General features: G+C 42.6%; 7 protein-coding genes and 2 pseudogenes. All 9 read right to left on the bottom strand.

Annotated features, from left to right (window positions below):
- Positions 1–211: 211 nt before the first annotated feature.
- The 9 genes and pseudogenes from NXX38_RS11230 to NXX38_RS11190 all read right to left on the bottom strand — a co-directional run bounded on the left by NXX38_RS11230 (position 212) and on the right by NXX38_RS11190 (position 23,242).
- A pseudogene (locus NXX38_RS11230) lies at positions 212–4,164 on the bottom strand (helix-turn-helix domain-containing protein).
- Between the two features lie 201 nt (positions 4,165–4,365).
- Positions 4,366–7,119, bottom strand: a complete 2,754-nt coding sequence (locus NXX38_RS11225) for a GH92 family glycosyl hydrolase (protein ID WP_258979472.1) — start codon at positions 7,117–7,119, stop codon at positions 4,366–4,368.
- Positions 7,120–7,281: 162 nt separating this feature from the next.
- Complete coding sequence (locus NXX38_RS11220) at positions 7,282–8,673, bottom strand: alpha-L-fucosidase (RefSeq protein WP_195648595.1); 1,392 nt, start codon at positions 8,671–8,673, stop codon at positions 7,282–7,284.
- 58 nt (positions 8,674–8,731) lie between these two features.
- Positions 8,732–11,041, bottom strand: a complete 2,310-nt coding sequence (locus tag NXX38_RS11215) for a GH92 family glycosyl hydrolase (RefSeq protein WP_258979471.1) — start codon at positions 11,039–11,041, stop codon at positions 8,732–8,734.
- A gap of 20 nt (positions 11,042–11,061) precedes the next feature.
- A complete protein-coding gene (locus NXX38_RS11210) occupies positions 11,062–12,444 on the bottom strand; it encodes a hypothetical protein (RefSeq protein ID WP_148366493.1) in 1,383 nt (460 codons plus the stop codon).
- A gap of 8 nt (positions 12,445–12,452) precedes the next feature.
- Positions 12,453–13,817 (bottom strand): hypothetical protein, encoded by a 1,365-nt coding sequence (locus tag NXX38_RS11205; protein ID WP_258979468.1) that lies wholly within the window; start codon positions 13,815–13,817, stop codon positions 12,453–12,455.
- A 31-nt stretch (positions 13,818–13,848) separates the two neighbouring features.
- The gene (locus tag NXX38_RS11200; RefSeq protein WP_195648597.1) at positions 13,849–15,792 is read right to left on the bottom strand and encodes a RagB/SusD family nutrient uptake outer membrane protein; all 1,944 of its coding nucleotides are present in this window, start codon (positions 15,790–15,792) and stop codon (positions 13,849–13,851) included.
- 20 nt (positions 15,793–15,812) lie between these two features.
- The gene (locus NXX38_RS11195; protein WP_148366495.1) at positions 15,813–18,962 is read right to left on the bottom strand and encodes a TonB-dependent receptor; all 3,150 of its coding nucleotides are present in this window, start codon (positions 18,960–18,962) and stop codon (positions 15,813–15,815) included.
- A 309-nt stretch (positions 18,963–19,271) separates the two neighbouring features.
- A pseudogene (locus NXX38_RS11190) lies at positions 19,272–23,242 on the bottom strand (two-component regulator propeller domain-containing protein).
- Positions 23,243–24,118: the final 876 nt, after the last annotated feature.

Genomic DNA, 24,118 nt, shown 5'->3' with positions numbered 1-24,118 from the left:
ATAAAAGTCAAATGCTCTACCTTGCCAAAAAAACGGCAAAATAGAGAGACATACCTAAAGCACAGAATGGCAGATTAGAGCACAAACCAATACACTGATAATCAATCAGATATAATCCACAAAAAGGATTTAGAGTACAAGGTAGTGACAAACAAATAAACGACAGTGTTTCCCAATCAGTCACCTATACAAAAGAATTTAGCCTGCACAATCAGCGTACATTTCGCTGTTCCCGATAATCTTTCGGTGTCATCCCGAACCGACGGGTAAATTCTTTATAAAAATAAGAACGACTGGAAATACCAACTTCCATAATAACATCTTGAATGGAAAGTTCTTCATCAAGTAACAGACGGGCTGCCTTTTCCATACGGTAACTTTTATTAAATCACCGGGAGCTGTATTGGAAATTTCCTTGAATTTACGATAGAACTGACGTGAACTCATCGCCATACGATCAGCTATCAACGTTGATCCTAATTCTTCCTTGTCCAGGTTTTCTTCAATCACCTTTAACAACTTGCGAATAAAATCAGCCTGTTCGGTAGTTGTACAGACAATCTGGCCTGCCAAATCCCCCAGTTCCTCCATATATATCTGTTTCGCTTCCCGTTTACCATAAATAGCATTATGAACAACTTCCCGCAAGAATAATATATCATAAGGAAGTACAACATAAGAATCAGACCACAAGATCAGCTCCCGTTGAATGGCTGAACTGACTTTCCAGGTTAATAACGGAATAAAAGCTGTCCTTGAAAGCAAGGTACGATTCCGACTAACATACTCCATAAAAGTACTTTCAGCATTTGCATACATTGTCATATCCACCAGTAATAGAGCCGGAGCCGACCGACGAATTTCCTCAAAAGCAAGCTGCACACTCTTCACCTGATGAACCACATATTCATCAGCCAGAAAATTACTGATTAACCAAGTCATTTCGTCCCTGTCTTCCAGCAAAAGCACTGTTTTCTTCCCTTGTTCACCAGTCACTGGTAAGAGCGCCGGTTCAAAAACAATCGTCAACCTACTGCCACTCTCATCATGATCATAACGAAGAACGGCATGAATCCGTTCCAAGGCTGACCGTACAAAACCTAATAGTAAATGTACGCCAAACACATAATCGGCATCTTTCTCCGCTACAGAAGAGGCTTTATCAGAAAGATATTCATACAACGCTTTCACTGTAACGTCTTTAGAAGAAAAATGCAACTGCATCTTACCATCTTGTTCTGACATGTCTACTATTACCCCATATGTACCTTTCATTTCGGCAATACGAAGGTAGCAGCAATAAAGAATACTATACAATGCGTTCTTGTAAACCGGAAACGTTATATGTTCCGGGATCGCTGATGTGATAGAAGAATGATCAATCCCTTGTTCTTCCAACGTACGCAATACTTCTTGGGAAACTCCTTGTATACTCATACGTGCAGAAACAATAAACCGATCCGGAAAGAATTGTTTAAGTTCTTCCAAATGCAGAGTGTCAGGATTAAGAAGTGCGGTCATCACCGTTTCACGTATCAATGACACCTTTTCAAGAGATTGCTCATAAGAAAGATTCTCTGCACGCAACTGGTCGCAATAATTATAAATAAGGGTAAAATCTTCAAGTACCCTACGATCTGTATAGGCAGTTTCGGATTTCCGACAACGTTCTGTCCCCATCAGTGTTTTCATCATCCGTTCCTGAAGGTAGTTTTTACGAAGCAAATATATCACGTACCCTAACAATAACAGGAAAATGATAAAATAAATAAAATAAGCCGGCGCTGAACGATACCAAGGAGAGAGAATATGCACCGGAATAGAAAAATGACGATACTCTGTATCAAACACATCTCTCTTATAACGCACCTTAAAGAGATAATCGCCTGCCGGCACTCCCGTATATGAGGCTTCATTAATACTACTGAAAGATGTCCAGTCTTTGTCGTATCCTTCCAACTGGTAAGAATATTCTATATCTTCTCCTGATAAAAAATCCGGCACAATAAAAGAAAGCGTAAACGAAACCTCCGCTCCTTTAAACTGCAACGCCTTACCATCATCCGTATAATAATTTTCCTGAACCACCTGCGTATGTCCAATCGTCAACTTACGCAATAAAATATCCGGGTAGAATTCCGGAGCAGCCTGCATCTCCTTATCCAGATAAAGCAACCCGTCAATCCCACCGAAGAAAAGTTCCCGTGTATAAGGACACATATAATAAGCGTCATCACTGAACTCGCCGATCTGGACACCTGCACTGTAGAAGTAGGCATGTGATGAGCCGTTTATCGGATTATATTTAATCAATCCCCTGTTCGTACCAAGCCACAAGAGTCCGTTTTCATCTTCGAGTACACCATGAATCATATCATTGAGCAATCCTTGTTCCCGCCCGATATAGGTAGCTTTCATCTGGCCCCTATTAGAATTCAGACATACCAATCCCGATGTTGTCCCCACATACAACACCCCTTCTTTGGTCCGATACAAGCTAAGCACATCGTCTACCGACTTATGAAGCATTTCTTTCAAAGAAATCACCTTATATTCTTCAGTCCGCTTATCAAACCGTATAAGTCCTTTCTCCCGGCTACCAAGCCACAAAATAGAATCTCCCTCGGCCAGCATTGGATAGAACATTGTAATTTCTCGCTGACCATGAAAGAAATGATAGCTTTTCTGGGATTTGAGACGAATGGTACCTGCCTGCTTCTCAAGTATTAATTTATGAAAACCGGAACCGGCTGTCACCACATAAAGTACACTATCATTTTCCTCATCAATACCATGAATTTCGGTAGGTTGTGCCGGCAAGTTTTCCACACAATGCAAAGCTTGATCAGCAAAAGAATAGTAGAAAAGTCCCGGATCACCAGAGCCTATCCAAAAGCCATCCATATAACGGCTTTGGACCAATTTATAAACGGGAAATTCTTTATTCCACCGCATATAAGACATCACATTTTGCTTGCCTTCAGGAGAATAGACTGTAACGGCGGAAGCCTCTTCACTCTCACGATAGTCCGGTATATGCAATAGTCCGTCGCCTTTCGTCCCGAACCATAGCCCGCCACGATTGTCTGTCATAACAGAACGTACCTGCCTGCTCAAGTTAGACGAAAGTTGATTAAGCATCAAATTGGTGGCAATGGAGTATTTCTTAGCATACATAATCGTTCCCTGCCCGTCCGAAGCAACCCATAGAACATTCTGATGAGGATCTCGATAAATACTGTATATACGTACATTCCGGTCGACCACTTCTTCTTTATATTTCTGAGATGTACGAAGACGGACTAATCCATTCGTCCTAAAACCAATGATAATATCTTCATAGAAAAGAGCTATTCCTGCAATTGTACCATACTTTTGCACTAATGAAGAAAGGTTACGAATATAAATTTTAGATTGTCGGGAAATATCATAAACATAGAGATCATGTTCACTATCGATAAAACAAAGAACACCATTCTGATAAAAGACATCCATAATGGGGTTCGCATGAAAATCGGTAGATGAAACAGTTGAATAAATTGATAATGTATCACAATCAAAAGCATCCTGCGAAACCTGTAACAATTCCCCTGTATGCTGGATAAAAATCCACAAGACACCATCATCCGTTACGAATGCCCGTTTATCCATATCTTCAACAGAGACTTTCAGATTATTAATCTTTACAAATCGTTTATAAGATGTATTATAGTAGAAAATTCCATCACGACTCACCACCCATGTGTTTCCTTTAGAATTGGAATGTAGATAATAATCATCTGTAAAGTCATAATAGCCGACCACTTGCCGCGAATCCAGTGAAAGACGATTTATTCCCAAATGGGTAGAAATCCACAAACAATTATTATCCGCCTGTTGAATAGAATGAATCACATTGTTACTCAAAGATTTTTGGGCTGAAAAATCAGAACGAAAAACTTCCATATTTCTGCCGTCATAGCAATTCACACCATCATATGTGCCAAACCACATTAACCCTCTATTGTCTTGAAAAAGACAAAGTACAGCACTATTAGATAACCCTTGCTGATAATCTACTTTCCGGAAGATATAGGTATCTTTACCGCCATCTGCTTGACAGACCAATGAATAAATCAATAGAACAAAAGACAAAATCAAGCGTATTTTCATTGTGTTAATCATTAATATCATCTATTAAATATTAGGCAATCGCTTATATGTTTTGTTTCGCTGCGCGAAAAAAATTGCCACTAATAATCGATGTCTTTAATTCACTTCACACAAAGATACGTTTTTATACGGAAAATGCAATCTATTTTATCAAATAGACGCATTTCCATACAAACTAATACACCCAATTAAACAAATTCCATCAATATTTCACTACAATATCCCCCATTGCATATTGGGTGTATCCCCCAACCACAATTCAAGTACACCACCTTGTTCCAACACCATATGAGGAAGTTGATAAGAATTATATTCTTTACCATTCAACCGAGCACGCTGTATATAACAATTCTTTGAAGAATTATTGTATGTCTTGATTTTGAAAGTTCTCCCCTTGTAATATGCAGTATCCAGTTGTATAGTCACTTCGTCAAAAACAGGACTAGTAATATCATACATCGGATTTTGCCGGGAACCTCCGTCAAGACTGAATAATCCCACTGCCATCAATACTCCTATGCCTCCCATCTGTCCCTGATCTTCATCGTGACCACCATAACCCTTATCCGGAGTAACAGCTCCGTAAGCTTGTTCCTTCACCCTACGCACCCAATATTGCGTCATCCACGGCTTTCCGGCATGGGAAAAAACATGGGCATTAGAACATCCCGGCTGGTTGGCATAACTGACGGTTCCACTTCCATAGCCATATACAAAATCCATAGGGGCCGATTGCTCAAAAGCATCATTCAGTAAAGAACATAAGCTGTCATTCCCTCCCATCAACTCTGCCAGTCGAGGAATGTCATGCGAAAGGCCGAAAGTGGCCTGCCATGCATTAGCTTCTATATATCCGACACCGCTCGTCAAGTCAGTATGTAACCAACTGCCGTCTTTGCGCCGCGGCAAGATTAATTTTTTTTCATTGTTAAAAGAAGCCGGCCATCCTGATGAACGTTTACGATAATAAGTATAATCTTTCTTCATTCCCATACGAGCAGCCATTTCGCTCAAAGCCCAATCTTCGAATGCCCATTGTATAGTCAGCCCCGCATTGTCCGGACAATAACCATATTGAACATAAAAGTCCAATTCTTTATTCATGTCCAACGCTAACATACCACCTTTAGCATGATTCTTTTTCATCGCTTTATAACCGGCTTTAGGCGACCATTTATGAATAATATTCCTCTGATATGCACTTGTGATAAGCGATGTGGCAGGACATCCGCTCATAATGTAAGAATATCCGCCGGCACAAGGACCGCGAGGCAACAAATCGCCATTCAAATCATATTCGATCAGGGAAGCTGCAAAATCATCCAATACAGATGGATAAGCGATCCCCCAAAGTGTATTCAGATTCCATTGAGTCAACCAAAAAGCGTCAGAATTATACATATGATGTACCGATTGTCCGTTCTTATCTTTCCGGAGCTGCTTCACAATCATTCGTGCCTGTAAAGTATGTGCTCCCTGACGCACACCTTGTGTATAATCCGGATATTCGCCGTTAAAGTCATCTATTTTGTGACGCCCTAAAAGCGTATGCCACAAATCTGTATAAAACTTCCTTTTCTGTACATCAGTTCCTCCTTTTACATCTATCCTACCTAACCATTCATTCCATTCCGTCTGTGATTCCCGACATATACGATCGAAATTCCAATGATTACAGCTTTGCTTCAGATTCTCTTTCGCATTATTTACACTGACATAAGAAATAGCCATTTTAATCTGCAACCTATCTCCTGCCTCCATTTTATATTTGGCAGAAACACCTGATGTAGACGCATCATAATAAGACCACCCTGCAGCTTGCGGTTTGCTGTCGGTAGTACCTTGTATTTCATACACATCATGCTTATAATCAGCTCCGGCCCATCCGTCCAACACATTAAATGGTCGGTCAAATTCAGCAACAAAAAATATCCTGACCACATCAGGACCTCCCCATAACCGCCCCATCGTATCAAAAGAACCGCTGATTTCATTTGGGCCGCTACGTTTTACCTGTGCATTGATCATAGTAGATGTCCCTACATATCCACCTAAATTAAGTAAGATTTCCGCTTCACAATCCTTAGTATATGTCAGCCTGTAAAAGCTAGCATAATCTGTTGCTGTTTGTTCTACCCATGTATCATATTTTTCCAGATAAAGACGATGATATCCCGGCTGAACGATCTCCCCTTCATGGCTAAACGGCGATTTCCAATGCTGCTCTCCCAATGTCGGGTCAACCTGTCCGGTTGTTGGCATGAGAGTAAGTCCCGACAACATCCAACAATGCACTTGCGGAAATCCCAATACTTCTGTGGAATTATAATTATATCCCCCACCATATTGATTTTTATTACGTGTTAAAGGTGCAGCCCCGATCATGCCAAAGGGTTGGTTACCTGTGATAAAGAAAAAATACCGTCCGCGAGCCGATTCAATGTAAGGATCCACCCAAGAAACATAGTCCTTATAATCTTCAGGAGCCGGATAAACTTCTATTTCAGACAAACCAAGATGTTCTCCGTCTCCATCGGTCACTTCAAAACGAAGCCAACGAGTTTTCCGTGCCGGAAATGTTACAACTTTAGGCCTGCCGTCATTAGCGATTTCCCAAACATTAATACGACTACCATCACTGAAGTGAAGAATGCCGCTTGCTGTATGTGTTTTCTCATCCGCTCGATCATACAATACCACCTTATCAATACATACCTCTTGTTCCCAATCCAATTGAATCCAAGGATAGTCTATTGCCCCCCAGAAAGTTTCTGTACTTTTAGAAGCCCATTCCCCCTTTCCTGCGATACGAATCAGTTGATCGGTCACATTTTCCGCTTTGTGAAATTCATCAAGTACAGAAGATGCACTTACCCGGCTTTGCGGTGCTATATTATATGGAGAAGCATACATCGCACAAACAGAGAATAATGCAATAAGAAGAGATGGTAATCGTAATATAGCCATAAATAAATATGCTTACTGATTATACATTAATAAATCTTTCACTATTATTTCCCCTGTCTGATACATGATTCCCGGAGCTGTCAGGCCGCAACAATCATGCATCAGAGACAGAAGAAACCCTCTATTCAATTTAAACTTCAAACAATATCTGATGTAACGAAATTACTTTCGTTCGCAATATACACCAAATTCGGCAATTGAAGTAGTCCCATTCGATTTCTGCACTTTCATACGGACCGCATCTCCCCATACAGTGTCAAAACGGTGAATTTTCACACGTTGAGAAGTAGGAGCCTTACCTTCAAACAGTGTTTTCCAAGTATTACCCGTACGATATTCAAGACTATATTCCTGCAAACGGTCATTATTACGATCAGTAATAACAATCATATTGAAAGGCTTCTCACGCTCAAACGTAACCGAATACCAAGGAGCATCTACAGCTTGATTACAATTCCAGCAAGAACCAAAATCATCATCATTAGCAAAATCCATGATAGCATAATCATTACTCCATGTACCTTCTGCCGGTTGATATTTAGCTATATTGGAAGAAATAATGGGACTATCCGCTTGAGGAACATCGGCAATATGTCCATCATTCTTCCAGAGTTTTCCAATCTCCTTCAATGCTTTCAGAGCATTAGCATCTATTAACCCATCTCTGTTGGGAGCCACGTTCAGGATAAAGTTACAATAAGCTTTTCCCATCGGAATAATATTATCATTTACCATTTGTGCAGGAGATTTCACCGGAGTTGTCGGGAAGCTTTCTTTCCAGAACCAATTCTGTTGCAACGGCAAACAAGACAATGCAGGCAAGCGGTTTGTATCTTTTGAGATATGCTGTCCGGCTCCTTGTTCATATGACTTGATATCAGTATAGAACAGAGCTTCAGTAGGATATTTTGCAGCATTCAAGTCCATCACCAGACAATTAGGTTGAATAGACTTAATCAAACGATAAATATCTTCAAAAGGAACATCATCGTAAGAGATGCGTGACCAAGGAGCATCCCAACCATCAATAATCACTGCTTTGATTTCACCGTAGTTTGTCAAAAGCTCGCGAAGCTGCTCTTTAATCATCTCAATATGCTTCGGCGTGATACATTTTGGACGCAAACGAGCATGCGTGTCAAGAATAGAATAGTAAAGCATCACTCCAAGCCCTTCGGCACGGAACGCATCTGCATATTCTTTCACTACATCGCGTTTGAAAGGACTGCTCATTACACTGTAATCAGTAGTTTTTGTATCCCAGATACAGAAACCACTATGGTGCTTAGTAGTCAAACAGCCATAAGTCATATTAGCTGATTTTGCAGCTTTTGCCCATTGTTTGCAATCCATTTTTTTAGGGTTGAAAAGCTCAGGAGAAGCATCCGGATCCGGCCAATCTTCATTGAAGAAAGTAGGCATGTTAAAGTGAATGAACATACCACAACGAAGATCTACAAACTCCTGTTGTAATTGGTGTAGTGATTTGGTTTGAGCATTGGTATGCAGTGCTGCAACCATACACAAATAGATAAGTACGAAAAGTTTTTTCATGACTCTCATTGTTTTTTGTAGTTATACATTAATAATTTGTTATCGGTTATTTAGCTATTTAAAAAAATCCGGGCGTATCTCCCATTATCAGTTCGAGCGTTCCGCCCGCTACAATATCTTTAAAATCAATGTAACATTTATTATACTCCTTACCGTTCAAACGGGCACGCTGTATGTAGCAGTTCGTCTTCGAATTGTTGCGGGTCCGGACAACAAACTCTTTTCCTTTGAAGTAAGTACTATCGAGCCGTATACGCACTTCGTCGAACACGGGACTAGTGATTTCGTAGCGCGTTGTCGCCGGACAAGAGGGATGTATGCCTGTTGCTGCCAATACATACCACGCCGACATCTGTCCCACATCCTCATTGCCCACCATTCCTTCTACCGAGTTGCGGTAGGCATTCTCACAGATGTGACGTGTCCATTTCTGCGTCAACCAAGGAACATTTAAGCGGTTGAACAGGAAAGGTACGAGATGCACCGGTTCGTTGGCATGATTATAGTAATCATTCCAGCGAATACTCTCGGGAGTCTTGTCGAAAAACGCAGTCAGCTCTGCCAATGCCTTCTCCTTGCCGCCCATGAGCTGCACCATGCCATCAACGTCATGCGGAACAAACCAGCCCTGCTGATACAAGTTAGACTCTTCGCAGCCGAAACTGTAGGCTGTGCGCGCATCGTCACGCCAAGGGGCGTATGCACCGTCTTCCTGACGCGGGTAAAACCATCCCACTTCCGGATTGAACGTATTGCGATAATTCTGCCCCCGTTTTTCGTAAAATGCCGCATCTGCCTCATATCCCAAAGCCTTTGCCAACTGCGAAAGACACCAGTCAAAGTAAGCATACTCCAGCGTTTTCGACACGCTCATCACCGAGTATCCTCGCTCACCATTGCCGAAACGTTCGGCGGTGTTGCAGGCATAACGGTAGGCCTTTTCCACATCGTATTGACAGATACCTTTCAGATAGGCATCCGTCAATACAGATATCGCCGGATTGCCAATCATACAACCGCTATAAGCATTCAGAAACTCCCAACGGTCGTAATATTCATGTCCACTCTCTTCGGCCAATGACACCAACGAGTTGATTTCATCGTTCACCATGCGCGGGTTGATAATAGTCTGAAGAGGGAATTGGCTACGGAATACATCCCAACCGCTGAATATTGTACGTTTGGCAAAGCTTTTACTGCGATGTATCTTTCCATCTCCTCCCGTATAACGTCCATCTACATCAGCTATAATACGAGGATCAATCATGGTATGATAGAGGGACGTATAGAATATTGTCTTTTCATCTTCACTTCCCCCTTTCACTTCCATTCGCGAAAGCTGACGGTCCCAACTTGCCACAGCTTCTTTGCGCACTTGATTAAAGTCCTTTTGGGCTATTTCACTGCGGTAATTGCGTTCCGCACCGTCCATATCAACAAACGAAATACCTACCTTCATCGTCACTTCCTCGCCTGCCTGTGTAATAAACTCCGTAAAGAAGCCGATGTGCTTGCCTTCCATCTCACGCCCGCCTTTGGTAACGACAGCTTTCGACACTTGTGTCAGATAAGGCACGCTCACCACATCGCCGTTTCTGCGGCTCCATCCATCGGGGATGTCAGCACTCCAAAAACCGTAGTCCCGCAGCGGTTTGCTGAACACGACATAAAAGTAAACGGTGTAGTTGGCTTGTCCCCAGCCATTACCCCAACCACCTCCTTCGGGTGTACACTTCATCCATCCGCAGATGGTGTGTTCATCTTTTACCAGTACATATTGAGCCACAGAAGTACCACCCACACGCCGCGCCAAATCTATCTGTATGCGCGACTGATTATGTTCAGGATAAGTGAACCGAAGCATACCGCAATGCGGAGCGGCTGTAGTTTCCACTTTAATATTATAGTCGGTCAAAGCCACGCTGTAGTATCCAGCCGAAGCCTTTTCCGTCACTTTATCGTAAGCAGAGCGATACCCCTGTATGGAGCCGTCTTCGCGACCGGCAATGACCTGGAACCTACCAGTAGTAGGCATGGTCAGCAAATTGCCCAAGTCACCATACCAACCCACTCCGCTCATTTGCGTAAAGGCAAACCCCTCTATCGTTCGATGTTCGTCGCTATAACCCGGTGCGTGGTCGCCTCCAGTTATCGTCTGTGGACTTACCTGAACCACCCCAAAAGGGGTGGTTGCTCCCGGAAAAGTCTTTCCCAATCCATGATAACTTCCGGCCAATTCCATACTGGTACTTGCTCCGATGAACGGATTGACATAGCGAGACAAATGTTTATCGGCTGCCATTCCTACACCATTCCCGCAGAGGGCGGTAAAAACAATAAGACAAAGTATGTATTTCGTTGTTCTCACAATCTAAAAAGTAGGTTTTATTATTCTTCCTTTCTCTGCATCTTCATCCACATACCGCCGTTCTCGGTAGCACCTGTATCCGGACACAACAAGTAAATGTAGAATTTATTATCACCAGCTACATTCAAGCGGTCGTAACGAATCACAAACAGTCCTTTCTCATTGAACCAAGTATCCAACAAGGGTTTGGTGTATGCATTCATATCTTTTACTTGATTGGGGTTCATCGCTCCACCACCGCAAGTTTCACCTTCACCCGACAAATTGGTGAAATGTATCCAATCCTTATCAACATTATTCATTCGGATATTAGCTCCCGGCTCGCTACTTCTAAAAGCAAGGTTCGCAAACCACCACGACCAAATAACCAACGGACGCTGCGTGCAATCCGCATTTTTCCATCCATAGTCATATTTCATTAGGTTGATGTCCGCTATAGTGCCGCCATCTGTGAAAGAACCTTTCGTGCATTCCCAGATTTCATCACAGGCAGCACCCTTATTCTGCTCCTTACAGAATGAAAATTCTTTGCCTGCCGTCACATAATCAAAATCAGTTACAGCATCCTTGTTGGAAATGAATGTCACACCGGACATTCCTTCAACAGCCACCGTTTCGCCACTACAATCTATGGCTTTGAACGCATAAGTGTTTCCATCCAATGCCTTGATTCCTTCCACCGGAGTTTCCAATTTAAATACTTTTCCCTCTTTTACCAGCATTGATTCGTAATATTGTGTATGCCCGTTCACATCATTTCCACTCTTATTTTCAAGCGTAACAATCTTTACAGAAATATCTGAAACACCAGCCAATGCTAAACTATAATAGCCAATCAGATTGCCGGAAGCATCACAAATCACTTGATTATCCAATAGGTTCTTGGCAAATAATTCTGTAAACTCCGCTTTAGGTGCCACTTTAGTCTCTATATAACTTTTCGCCACCGTATGCAACTCCATCTTTCTGCCGGTAGCCACACCGACCAATATCAGTTTAGTGCTTTCCTCTGCTCTAGTAGCGTCTACTGCCGGAACTTCAGTGATCATAAATTTCGTATCCACATATTCCGAACTTAAGTTTTGAAAATGAACATTACATTTATCAATGGTCAACTCTACCGCTTTACCACTTGTTGCAAAAGTAGTCTTCACTTCTATTGCTTGTTCCAAGAAATCGGAATCAAGAATTACCGTTCCATCCTTGCTAAACTGAAAGAAGAATTCACGTCCCTCACATTCAGTTATCCAACAACCCTCTGACGCATTATAAAGTACTTCTTTCACATCCGATGACTTCAACCGATCACTCTCGCCATATCCTACGTCACTCAAATCAATTGTATTACATCCCCATAAGAGGAACATACACAACACACCGTATATATATGATAATTTATTCATGTTTATGTTTATTGATGATTGTTCAAGAATTTCTTTACTTCAGCTACATATTCATTCCATAAGTCTTCCATAGACATGTCAGGATAGCTTTCTTTCAGGATATATTTCACTGCATACTCCAAACTCCAGTCGTTAGTCAGTGCATCCATTTTTACAGTCCACGGCAACATGCGCACAAAGTCACCGTTATAAATTCGCAACCAGCTCATGAAAGCACCAGAGGTGTTATAATCAATCTGCCAAACATAAACCTTGTTATCCTGTGGATCTTTATACGGTTTTTCAATCGCAGCTTTATATTCATTAATCTGACCTTCCGTGGCAAGTCCGAAGAATCCGCCGTTGGAGATTTTCACTGCATCCGGCCATCCTTCCTGATATCCCTGTTTGTCGCAGTCTTCCCCCTTCTTCTCATAATGTCCTTTGTGGGGCATCCATTCTACGCAATGACCCATTTCGTGCATCACTACTGCCTGCATATCGGGCAATAACCACCAGGCATCACTTCCCATATTGCTTTCTGATGCCGGGTAAACAATACCACGTCCTTCGTTGTGGTTCGGATAATCGAAGGCATAAGCACCTCCAGTCTGTTCTTTCTTAATCATGAAAGTCAAATTTTCGTAAGGGTCACAAGCAATGTTGTGAGGCTCGAACGACATGGTAGCACAGTCCATATAATACCATTTACGGAACTCTTCCTGCGTTGCGTCTGCGCCACTATATCTGTTGTACAGCCATTCTACTGTACGTAAATCCGAGTTACTTTCAAAATGTATTTTCAGCGGATTGCTCTGACGCTCTCGAAACTCTTTCCAAGCCATATAGTCCATGTTCAGCGTCATCTCTGCATTGGCAAGGTGTTCACTCAAGCTTGTCCAGTCGCTGTATTGTTTGTTTCCTGCTTCGTCTACGTAAATAGAGCGGAAACGGCAATCACGTGCGCCATGTTTGGTAGTAACCACTACTGTACGGAAACGACTCAAGTTCAGCGTAGCATTCGGCAGTCCGTTGTCTCTCTTCACGGTCAGGTTACCGAAATCGCCTATGTTGGAAATCATCACGCGTTTCACTTTCGTTTCAGTGAGCAGGGAAGCAAACTCTACTTCGGCTCCCACATACTCGTTTTTCTTCTCCCACGCATCGTTGCCACCGTCCCAAGTGATGTAAAGTTCATTCAGATAAGCATCATACTTTGCCTCGGAAATCGGAGCAGGTGCATAACCTACTACCGTAGCTCCATTTTTCGGGCTTTCCCAGCTTCCTTTATAAATGTCGGGAATCTGATATCCGTCTTCTTCGCCATAGCAGCCGCTCACGACCAACGACACCAAAAGACCCAATGCCATATTTTTCCAATATTTTGTATTCATTACTTCTTAAAAATGTGTTTAACAATAAAATTTACCAACCTAAGTTCTGTACCAATTCGGGAATACGACGGATGTCATCATAAGGAATCGGCATGAAGTATTGTTTCTTTGAGAAGTTAGCACGGTTTTCGAGCAAGGTACGTGCAAAGAAGTCTGGATAATCCTTATCCATATTCATACCGTACACATTGCCACCCTCGCCACCTTTGTGATATTCGGGGTAAATCCAGTGATCGGGATCATTGTTGCCTTCGGCCACTTTCCAACGGCGAACGTCGAAAAAGCGGTTCCACTCGAACACCAATTCCACAATACGTTCGCGACGGATACGATTGAGCAAGTCATTCTTTGTCTTCGGACAAAACACTTTTCCGCCCTCATTAGTGAATGAGTATTCGGGGATACCGGCACGCTCACGAATCTGGTTCAGTTGCAATAGTGCGCCTTCCAAGTCGTCACACATACAGAGTGTTTCAGCATATCCTAAAATCATATCAGCCACACGAAGCGTGGGAGAGAACATTTTAGAACCGTCATCTTCCGTAGCTTTTGCTCCTTTACGGATTAGATAGCCAGAGTCAGGACAGTCACCGGAAGCTTTCGATTTACCGCAGGTTCCGCGTGCACCATTTGTAAAGTCGGTACGATGTTCTTCGTTTTGACTACCATAGTTCAGCCAGATAGAACCGTTGTAAGTGACATTTACATAGAAACGTGCCTCACGGTCTTTCCACTGTTTCAATACATAAGAATTGTCTGCATCGAAATATTTCAATTCGGTATCATTCTCGTCATAATACTGTCCGGAAGTAAAGTTACCAGCAGAAGGTACTCCTTCGAACTTGTCATAAGAGGGATCACGGTCTATTGTCAGTCCATTCTTCGTAAAGAACATATCCACTGTTTCTTGTGTAGTATAATAGCCTCCACCACCACTCACACTAGTGTCTTCGAAACCGGAGAACTTAGGACAGGTCCAATAAGTGTAGTCCCATTGGTCGCGTAATTTGACCATAATCAGTTCGTTGAAGATGACATCATAGTTCTTCGTGTAGAAAGCAGCAATAGCACGACAGGACTTGTAGGGGTCGAGCTTACCATCCGTATATACTTTTGTCAGCCCATAATTCTGCGAAGTAGCAAAGCTAAAGAACTCTTTATAAGCTTCGTTGGCTTTATTCCACTTAGTGAGGTCTTCCGTCTGTGGGAAAAGCTGTTTGCCATCTAAGTTTTTGACAGATGCCATATCTGTGTTTCCATTAAACAGCGGGCTTGCCCAATAGAGATATAACTTAGCTTTCAAAGCCTTGCAGATCCCTACGTCCATACGTCCCAAATTGTTCTTGGAAACTCTGTTCGGCAAGTCGCCTGAATCAATAGCCTTTTGCAATTCGTTAGCGATAAACTCTACACATTCGTCTACCGAGTTGCGCACCTTAATCAGTTCTTCCTTTGAAGCATCCAAAGGTATCGGATCTTCGCCAATCAAAGGTATGGGACCGTAAATGCGAAACAACTCGAAGTAATAGTAAGCACGTAGCACACGCGCCTCTTCTTTCCAACGTCCACGTACGGAAGCACCTACTTCCTGGCATTTGTCTACGTTCTGAATGAAGGTACTTGCTTTGGCTATAGCTTGATAGTAGTCTGTGAAGTAGCGGTTAGCCTGGCTATACGAAGCAGTTGCCCCCCCCGTTGTCCATTCCGCATACGTCTTGTTCCAACGGTTGGCTCCTTCCAATGATGCTTCGGTGAAGATAGTTCCGTTCATGTTTGCGTCCACATGGAGCACATCACCCACCTCACGGATATAGCTGTATACATTATTCAGATATTGCTCTGTGCGTTGTTTCGAAGCAAACGTCTCTTCCAATCCAAACTGCTTGCCCGGAATAGACTCAAAGAAATCGCTGCATGACGACATCCCCAAGCAAATCAAAGCTGCTGCAACATATTTTCTTATTTCTGTTTTCATACTTTTCTTTTTAGACTTGGTTAAAAATTAAACTTAAGACCTATTGAATAGCTCGATACGTTAGGATAAGCCGTACCGTTAGATGTATTCAATTCCGGATCCCACAATTTGAACTTAGAGAACGTGAGCAGATTGGTTCCCATCAGATAGATCTGTGCGTTCTTAATCAGTAGCGGATCTGTCCACTTCTTAGGCAATGTATATGAAATGTTTACTTGTTTCAAACGCAAGAAACTGACATCTTTCACCCACCATGAACTTGGCTTCACGTTATTGTTGTTGCCGTCGCTACCGACTGACAAACGAGGATAGAACACGTCTTGATTGGTAGGATTGTCTGCTCTCCAACGATCAGTGATGTTAGCAAATACGTTGTCGCGTCCTTCATCGTCCCAGAACGGTTTTATAGAAATGCCGTCCAAATAGCGGTCAGCCTGTGCATTTCCTTGGAACAAAGCGCTGATAGAGAAGTTTCCAACTTGCAGATCTGCTCCGAATCCATAATAAATTCTCGGTACATCTCCACGACCAATTACCGTTTTATCGTAATCGTCAATCACACCATCGTCATTCAAGTCACGATATTTAACATCACCCACGTGAAGCGTACCGAACTGGGTAGCGTGGTCATCAATCTCATCCTGGCTAGTAAACAGTCCGTCAGCAATGTATCCCCAAATAGCGTTCACGTTTGTCCCACGGGTTTCCATCCATGGATAGTCTACAGGCGGCTGATCGTTTTCTATAATTTTATCTTTGTTGAAAGTCATATTACCACGCACGGTAAGGAAGGTGTTTTTACCAATCTTCTGCGTATAGTCCATCGCAATTTCAACACCCTTATTCTCTACAACACCCAAGTTGGCGTAAGGATTCTCAATCCATCCGGCATAGCTTGGCACAGTGCTTCTCTGTAAGAATATATTATCTCTACGTTCTTTAAAGAAGTCAATTACAAATGAAAGGTTGTCGTTTAGTAATTTCAGATCGATACCCAAATCCTGCTTACATGATTTAGACCAAGTGACATTCACACCATACTTTTCTTCGCCATAACCGCTAGCACCATTATGCGAGGTACCAAACCAAGTGCCACGTAAACCTCCAAATACACCTTGATACATAAAACGACGTCCTGTAGCTGTATCACTACCTACCCAACCATGTGTATAACGGAATTTCAAGAATGATATATATTTGCGTAACGATTCCCAAAATGGCTCATTAGAAACTGCCCACCCCAAACCGAATGCGGGAAAAGTACCGTAGCGATTACCAGGAGTGAAGTTTTCCGAACCATTAATACCTAAATTGAATTCTGCAAAGTAACGGTCATTCCAAGAATAAGTAGCACGTCCGGCAAAACCACGCTGCTTGTAAGCCATACCGCCAATGACATCGGAAGCATTTAAATCCCAGTATATTTTCTGGTTGTAAAGCAACAAAGCACTTACACGATGTGCACCGAAATCGCGTTCATAGTTTAAAGAAGCCTCCGTATAAACGGTGCGGTTGCTCGAATGAGTAGGAGTGTCAAGCGTCAAGATTCCGTCTGCTTCACCCAATACATCGTACAAATATTCCCCTGTTTCTTCATCAAATAAGGTATCTTCAATCCAAAGCCCATTTTCGTCTGTAGCTCCTTTAAACTTATACATTGGTTCGCTACGGTTGTAGTTTCTGCGGCGGGAATTATAGGTATCGAATGCTATCATTGCAGAAGCAGAAAGTCCTTTGCTCCATTTCCAGAAGTCCAAATCCTGTTTTACACGTACATTTGAGTTCAACTGAGTGCTGAATTCATCATAATAACCTCCACGAGCCAACTTACCATAAGGATTGAATTTCTGTTGCGTATTGATGCCCGGAATCATTCCATTGGGCAATACCATCGGATAAATAACCGGATTGACATCCATACAAGAGGCATATAAGGATGCAGCGCTGCTTTGTGGATAGTGTCCTTGTCCCAAATAGCCGAAAAATCCTAAGTCAATAGCCGTCTTTGTTGTAGGCTTCAAATTTAAGTTTGAAGTAAAGTTGTATCGTTCATACTTCATTGACGTATTATAATTCTCCAGCTTGAAGTTACGTGTCATACCGTTTTCGCCATAATAGCTCAATGAAGCATAATAGCTTGCCTTCGGTGCACCACCACGAATATTAATGTTGGCACGGCGATTGTGTCCCCAATCGTTAAACAATTCGTTTGCCCAATCTACGGCCGGATACAGATACGGATTATACAAACGAGGATTATCATTCGGTAGCAAGCCGTTCGATTTTTTCGTAGCATCGATATACGCTTGAGAATAAGCAATGGTATTATTCTTATTCATTTGCGCTTCGTTGCGTGCTTCCATGTAAGTATAAGCATCGGCCATATCCACCTTTTTAGTCATGCGGGTGAGGCTTTCATAATAATCCACGCTAAATGTCGGTTTACTGATGCGTCCGGGTTTTGTCTTTACAATTACCACACCATTAGCACCACGCACACCATACACGGCAGTAGCAGAAGCATCTTTCAACACAGTAAATGATTCAATATCTTCCGGATCAATATTATTGAAGCTACGCTCCACACCGTCCACAAGTACCAACGGACTAGAACTTTGCCCATTTTTAACCAATGTAGAAATACCACGAATCCAGATATCCGACTCGTCATGTCCCGGTTCACCACTACGTTGCACAGCAACTACACCGGCAATACGTCCGGAAATAGCTGAAGATAATTTGGCAGCAGGCATTTTGATAGCTGAAGCGTCTAATGAAGACTGTGCGCCAACAACAGATACCTTACGCTGATTACCGTAACCTACCACTACCACCTCATCCAGCGACGATACATCTTCTACCAAAACAATATCCACCACTTTCTGTTTGCCAACTTTAACCTCCTGTGGTTTATATCCTATATAAGAGATAACCAAAATAGGATTTCCTGTTGACAATTTTAAAGTGTACTGACCATTCGTGTCGGTAATGGTACCGTTCGTCGTCCCTTTTTCCTGTACACTAACTCCAATGAGCATTTCTCCTTTTTCATCCGAAATACGTCCTGTGACCGAACTGCCCTGCGCCTGCATTGTTACACTATACGTGAACAACAATAGCAGCAACCACAAAGACCTGATGCGATGTTTTTTCATTTCAAACAAATTCATACTACTTGTTTTAAATTAATAATAAGGTTATCAAATGCAATAATTGCATGGCGGCAAAATAACAGGATTTAAAAAGAAATGAAATACTCCTGCACGCCAAATACTAAAGAAAGGAAAAAATGTCCGTTTGAAGTACATTATGTCATTCAGAGTACTAAACAAAACACTAATAATCAACGAAGTGCACAATTAATTCAGAAAAAGAGAGTACAGCCCCTAGTATCAAAAAAAACAGCATAGTTCAGCACAGGATATGCTATTACACACACCAATATGTTCAATTGCATATATTAGTATGTTTAAACAATATCAAATTTGTTCCTCTTTATTCAGATAAGTCTCCCTGTAAACCTTCGGAGTCACACCAAACTTACGCGTAAACTCTTTATAGAAATAAGCGCGGCTGGAAATACCGACATCAGAAATAACATCCTGTATAGACAAATCTCTATTCTGCAATAAACGGGCAGCTTTTTCCATCCGGTAATCTTTAATCAAATCACTTGGAGTCATTCCGGATATTTCCTTTAATTTCCGGCAGAACTGACGGGAACTCATCAACATCTGTTCCGCGATAAAGGTAGAACCCAAATCCTCCCGATCCAAATTCCGCTCAACCACCTGCAAAAACTTCCGGACGAAATCCGCCTGCTCGGTAGTAGTGCATACAATGGAGTTCGTCCAGCCTTCCAACTCTTCCAGATACACTTGCTTAGCTTCCCGCTTACCGTAGATCACCTTCTGAATAGTCTCTTTTAAGAACGGTATGTCATAAGGAAGAACCAGATAAGAGTCTGCCCACTGGATCAACTCCCGCTGCATTGCCGTACTAACCTTCCAAGTCAACATTGGAATAAAGGCAGTCTTTGAAAGCAGCGAACGATTCTTGGCTACGTATTTCATAAACGTGCTTTCAGCATCCGTATACATCTGCATATCTACCAAAAATAAAGCAGGAGCCGAAGTATGCATCTCATCAAACGCCAGCTGTACGCTTCGCACCGGACGAACGTCATATTCATCAGAGAGCAGGGCACTGATAAGCCATACAATCTCTTCACGGTCTTCCAGCAACAAAACAGTTTTCTTCGTCTCATCCTGCGGGGCGATAGTAACCGGTTCGAAAGTGATTGCCAGCCGGCGCCCACCCGATATTTCCTCCGTCACACAACAAAGTGTACAGTTCTGCTGTCTCAACGCTGAAAACACAAAACGTTGCATCGTCCGGATGCGGAACCGGTCGTCCGAATCTTTCCCTTTCACCGGCAATGATTCCTGCTCGGTCAATATCTTATGCAGTCCCTCCACCGTATCATCCGAAGAAAAGAAAGTCAGCGTCATCCTGTTTTCTTCCTCTTTCATACTAACCGACACTTCACAGGTGTTCCTGTCCAATAGGTAGAGACCGCTGAAATAAAGGATGCAGCGCAACGCATTCTTATAAACAGGGAAAGTGAAATCCGCCGGAATATCCAAATGGATAGAGGAAATATCACGACCTTCCTTTTCAAGTACCCGGAGCACTTCTTCCGCCAACTGTGAAAGAGGCGGTCGCCCCGTAACAAAGAATTGCAGGGACGACAACAACCGGAAACACTCGTCGCCAATACCGCACCCGAAGAGCAAAGCCATGACGGCCTCACGGATCTGCCCGACTTTATCAGCATACTGATCCAACGAAAGCGTCTTGTCATTCAGTTGGTCACAGGCTTGGTAAATGAGCGTACAGTTATCAAGTACCTCGCGTTCTTTGTAACCGTCTACCACCAGTGAAGCGTTACGGCGTTCGGTTTCCAGCAGTTCCTGCATCATACGTTCATGACGGAAATATTTGTGGAATAAATGAATGACATATACCGCCAGCATAAGTCCGATCAACAGATAGATGATATACGCATAAACCGTCCGATACCAGGGAGGAAGAATATATACAGGAATAGTGAACGTCTTGTATTCCGTAGCAAATACATCTTTCTTATAACGGACTTTAAAAAGATAATTGCCCGAAGGCACACTAAAATAAGAGGCCTCGTTGACACTACTGAATGCCCCCCAATCCTGATCATACCCTTCGAGCATATAAGAGTATTCCACATCTCCGTCACTTGTATAATCCGGCACGACAAAAGAAAGAGAAAAAGACACCTTCGCCCCTTTCATCTGCAACCCTTTCCTGTCCGGCAAATAGTGGTCCTGTAAGTTAACGAATGTTTTCTCAATCACCAACTTACGCAATAAAACCTCCGGGTAATATTCTGGAGCGGAAGGTACATTCTTGTTCATATAGAGCAGCCCGTCGATTCCTCCGAAAAAAGATTTCCAGTGTAAGGACAGCGATAATAGGCATCGTCGCTAAATTCTCCGATTTGTATGCCGCCACTATAATAATAAGCGTGCGAAAAGAAATTGTCCGGATTGAATTTGATAAGACCGCGGTTCGTCCCCAGCCAGAGAAGTCCGTTGGCATCTTCCAAAATACTGTGTATCATATCGTTGAGCAATCCTTGCTTACGCCCGATATGGACGGTTTCCAACCTGTTCTCCTTGAAAGTGACACGCACCAAACCGGCAGTAGTGCCTACCCACAACTCTCCACGACGCCAATGCAAACACAGTACATCATCCACGGATTTGTGCAACATCTCGCTCAAAGAGAAGACCTGATATTCTTCCGTCTTCCGGTTGAAACGCACCAATCCCCTCTGCTGACTGCCCAGCCACAACAAGGAATCTCCTTGGGGCACCATACTATAATAGAGATTAAGCTCCTGTTGCTCATAGTAGAATTTATAATGTTTCAATGACTTTATCCGGAGCGGTCCATGCCCGCTGTCGAGCACCACCTTACAAAGCCCTTCACCCGAAGTGGCAAGATAGAGTACACTGTCATTCTCTTCAACGATGGAATGTACTTCATTACCGCCCTCTACCGGAACTCCGGAATCAGTTCCCACCAAAGGATGAAGTTGTCCGTTATCGAATGAATAATAGCACAAGCCCGGAGAAGCGGCTCCCACCCAGAATCCGTTTCTATAACTGCTCTCCCGCATAGCATAGATTCGCAACTCCCGTTCCGGTCTCACGTAAGATACCGCAGGCTGTTTCCCATTCAGCGAATAGACCTCCACATCGGATGCCCGCACTCCGTCACGATAATTTTTCACATGAAGCAGGCCGTTTCCCTTGGTTCCTACCCAAAGGCCACCCTGTTTATCCGTCATGATTGCCCTTACCTGCCGAGTCAAATTGGGAGAGAAGCTGCTCAACATCAGATTGGTAGCAATAGCGTATTTCCGCGAATACATCACCGCTCCCTGCCCGTCGGTTCCCACCCACAAAACTCCTTGCCGGGGATCATTATAGATGCCGAAAATCCGCATATTCCGGTCAATCACTTCTTCCGCATATCGCTGGGAAAGACGCAAACGCATCAGTCCATTGGTATGAAAAGCTAAAATGATGTCTTCATAGAAAGGCACAATGCCGGTGATAAGCCCATACTTCCGAACCAACTCACCAATATTCCGGATATAAATCTTAGACTTTCTTGAAATATCGTACACGAAAAGATCGTAGTCGGAGTCATAAAAGCAAAATATGCCATTCTGGTAGCATACATATTCTATCCGCTTCTGATGAAAATGGGAAGGAATGGTGGTAAGCCGGGTGGACAGAGTATCCTGATCAAAAGCATTCAACGAAAAGCGATACAGGTCACCGCTTTCATAGGGGAAAAGATACAAATCGCCTTCATCAGTGACAAACGCCCTGACATCGACTTTCAGCATATGGATGTCCGGCATCGGAATGTTAACAAAACGATGGTGAAACGTATTATAATAAGAAATCCATCCGTAGCCCAACACCCAGGTATTCCCTTTCTGATTGGAATGAATGACAAAGTCTCCTCCGAAATCGTAATTACTAATAATCTGTCGGGAGTCTTTTGAAAAACGGTTGGCTCCCGAATGCGTGGTCATCCACAGGCAACTGCTATCCGCCTGTTGAATAGAGTGCACAATATTGTTGTTCAATGTTTTCTGTTCGGAAAAGTCGGAGCGGAATACTTCCATATTTTCTCCGTCATAACAATTCGCACCGTCATACGTTCCAAACCACATCAATCCTTCGTTATCTTGGAAAATACTTAATACGGCACTATTGGAGAGTCCTTGCTGATAATTCACGGTCCGGAAAAAATAGGTTTCATTCCCTTTATCAGCACGGACAGTCAATGAAGCAGCCAGTGTTATAAGAAATAAAATCAGGTGTGTTTTCATCGTACTTTCTTTATATTACAGATCGTTTTCCCCCTCCTTCCGGAGTAGTAATTCGATCTTATATTCCAACCGTCCGATACGACGGTCCAATTCCATAATCTTCTCATCTTTACGTTCGAACAGTTCAAGTAACTACTTGTTAAATATGCTCACTATCCATTGGCAAACTGCCTCCAAAAACATAATCTTTTGTATTTCAATATAATCTCTAATTATACCACCGAAATAAAGGAAGCAAGCTTTCATTTATCAGATAATTCAGAGCAAATATAGTGAATTAATATAAATAATACCAAAATGAAGCAGAAAAGTAATCTACAACAGCATACTCCTTTCATTCCGCCCAAAAGGTTGGAAGCAAAAAAGTGGTAAAACAAAAAAAACGGTGTCAGACCAGAAGCACTGTGTAGTGGTTCATTGACGGAGCGGCAAAAGTCTTCTTGCTTTACAAACACGGCTACCGGAAACGAGAAAGCAATTGGGAGAGCAATTTGAAAACTTGGGGGGATTTGATTCAGGACAATCACATTCTTAAAATAGATTCATTCCGGTACGAAACCAAATCAAACCGTAACCGTAAATGGAGTATATGGTTTAATACTACATAATGTCGGCTCTATATGACAATTTTGATATTTTATTAATGGACAACTGTAGTCGGCTACTTGGTCAAGTACAGTTGGCTACTTAGACGACTATAGTTGACTAGATAGTCAACTATAGTCGGCCAATATCTATGTTGACTATTTCAATCCATTATTCAAGCATATTGGTCTTCTTATGTCCTTCCATATGGAAGGAAACACCTAAGCTTTTGTTTTAACTAAGGCTTCTTTCCCAAGAGGTAGGGAACGCAGTGTGAAGGATGTGAAGAAT

It is taken from the genome of Bacteroides sp. BFG-637 (assembly GCF_024793605.1).
Classification (GTDB): Bacteria; Bacteroidota; Bacteroidia; order Bacteroidales; family Bacteroidaceae; genus Bacteroides; species Bacteroides vicugnae.
The sequence above is the reverse complement of the archived record's forward strand: the minus strand, read 5'-3'. Positions and strand labels throughout refer to the sequence as shown.

What these genes read in the sequence shown, in the direction of transcription:
- NXX38_RS11225 (WP_258979472.1), bottom strand. Translation starts at nt 7,119, where the DNA reads ATGGCTATATTACGATTACCATCTCTTCTTATTGCATTATTCTCTGTT.
- NXX38_RS11220 (WP_195648595.1), bottom strand. Translation starts at nt 8,673, where the DNA reads ATGAAAAAACTTTTCGTACTTATCTATTTGTGTATGGTTGCAGCACTG.
- NXX38_RS11210 (WP_148366493.1), bottom strand. Translation starts at nt 12,444, where the DNA reads ATGAATAAATTATCATATATATACGGTGTGTTGTGTATGTTCCTCTTA.
- NXX38_RS11205 (WP_258979468.1), bottom strand. Translation starts at nt 13,817, where the DNA reads ATGAATACAAAATATTGGAAAAATATGGCATTGGGTCTTTTGGTGTCG.
- NXX38_RS11200 (WP_195648597.1), bottom strand. Translation starts at nt 15,792, where the DNA reads ATGAAAACAGAAATAAGAAAATATGTTGCAGCAGCTTTGATTTGCTTG.
- NXX38_RS11195 (WP_148366495.1), bottom strand. Translation starts at nt 18,962, where the DNA reads ATGAATTTGTTTGAAATGAAAAAACATCGCATCAGGTCTTTGTGGTTG.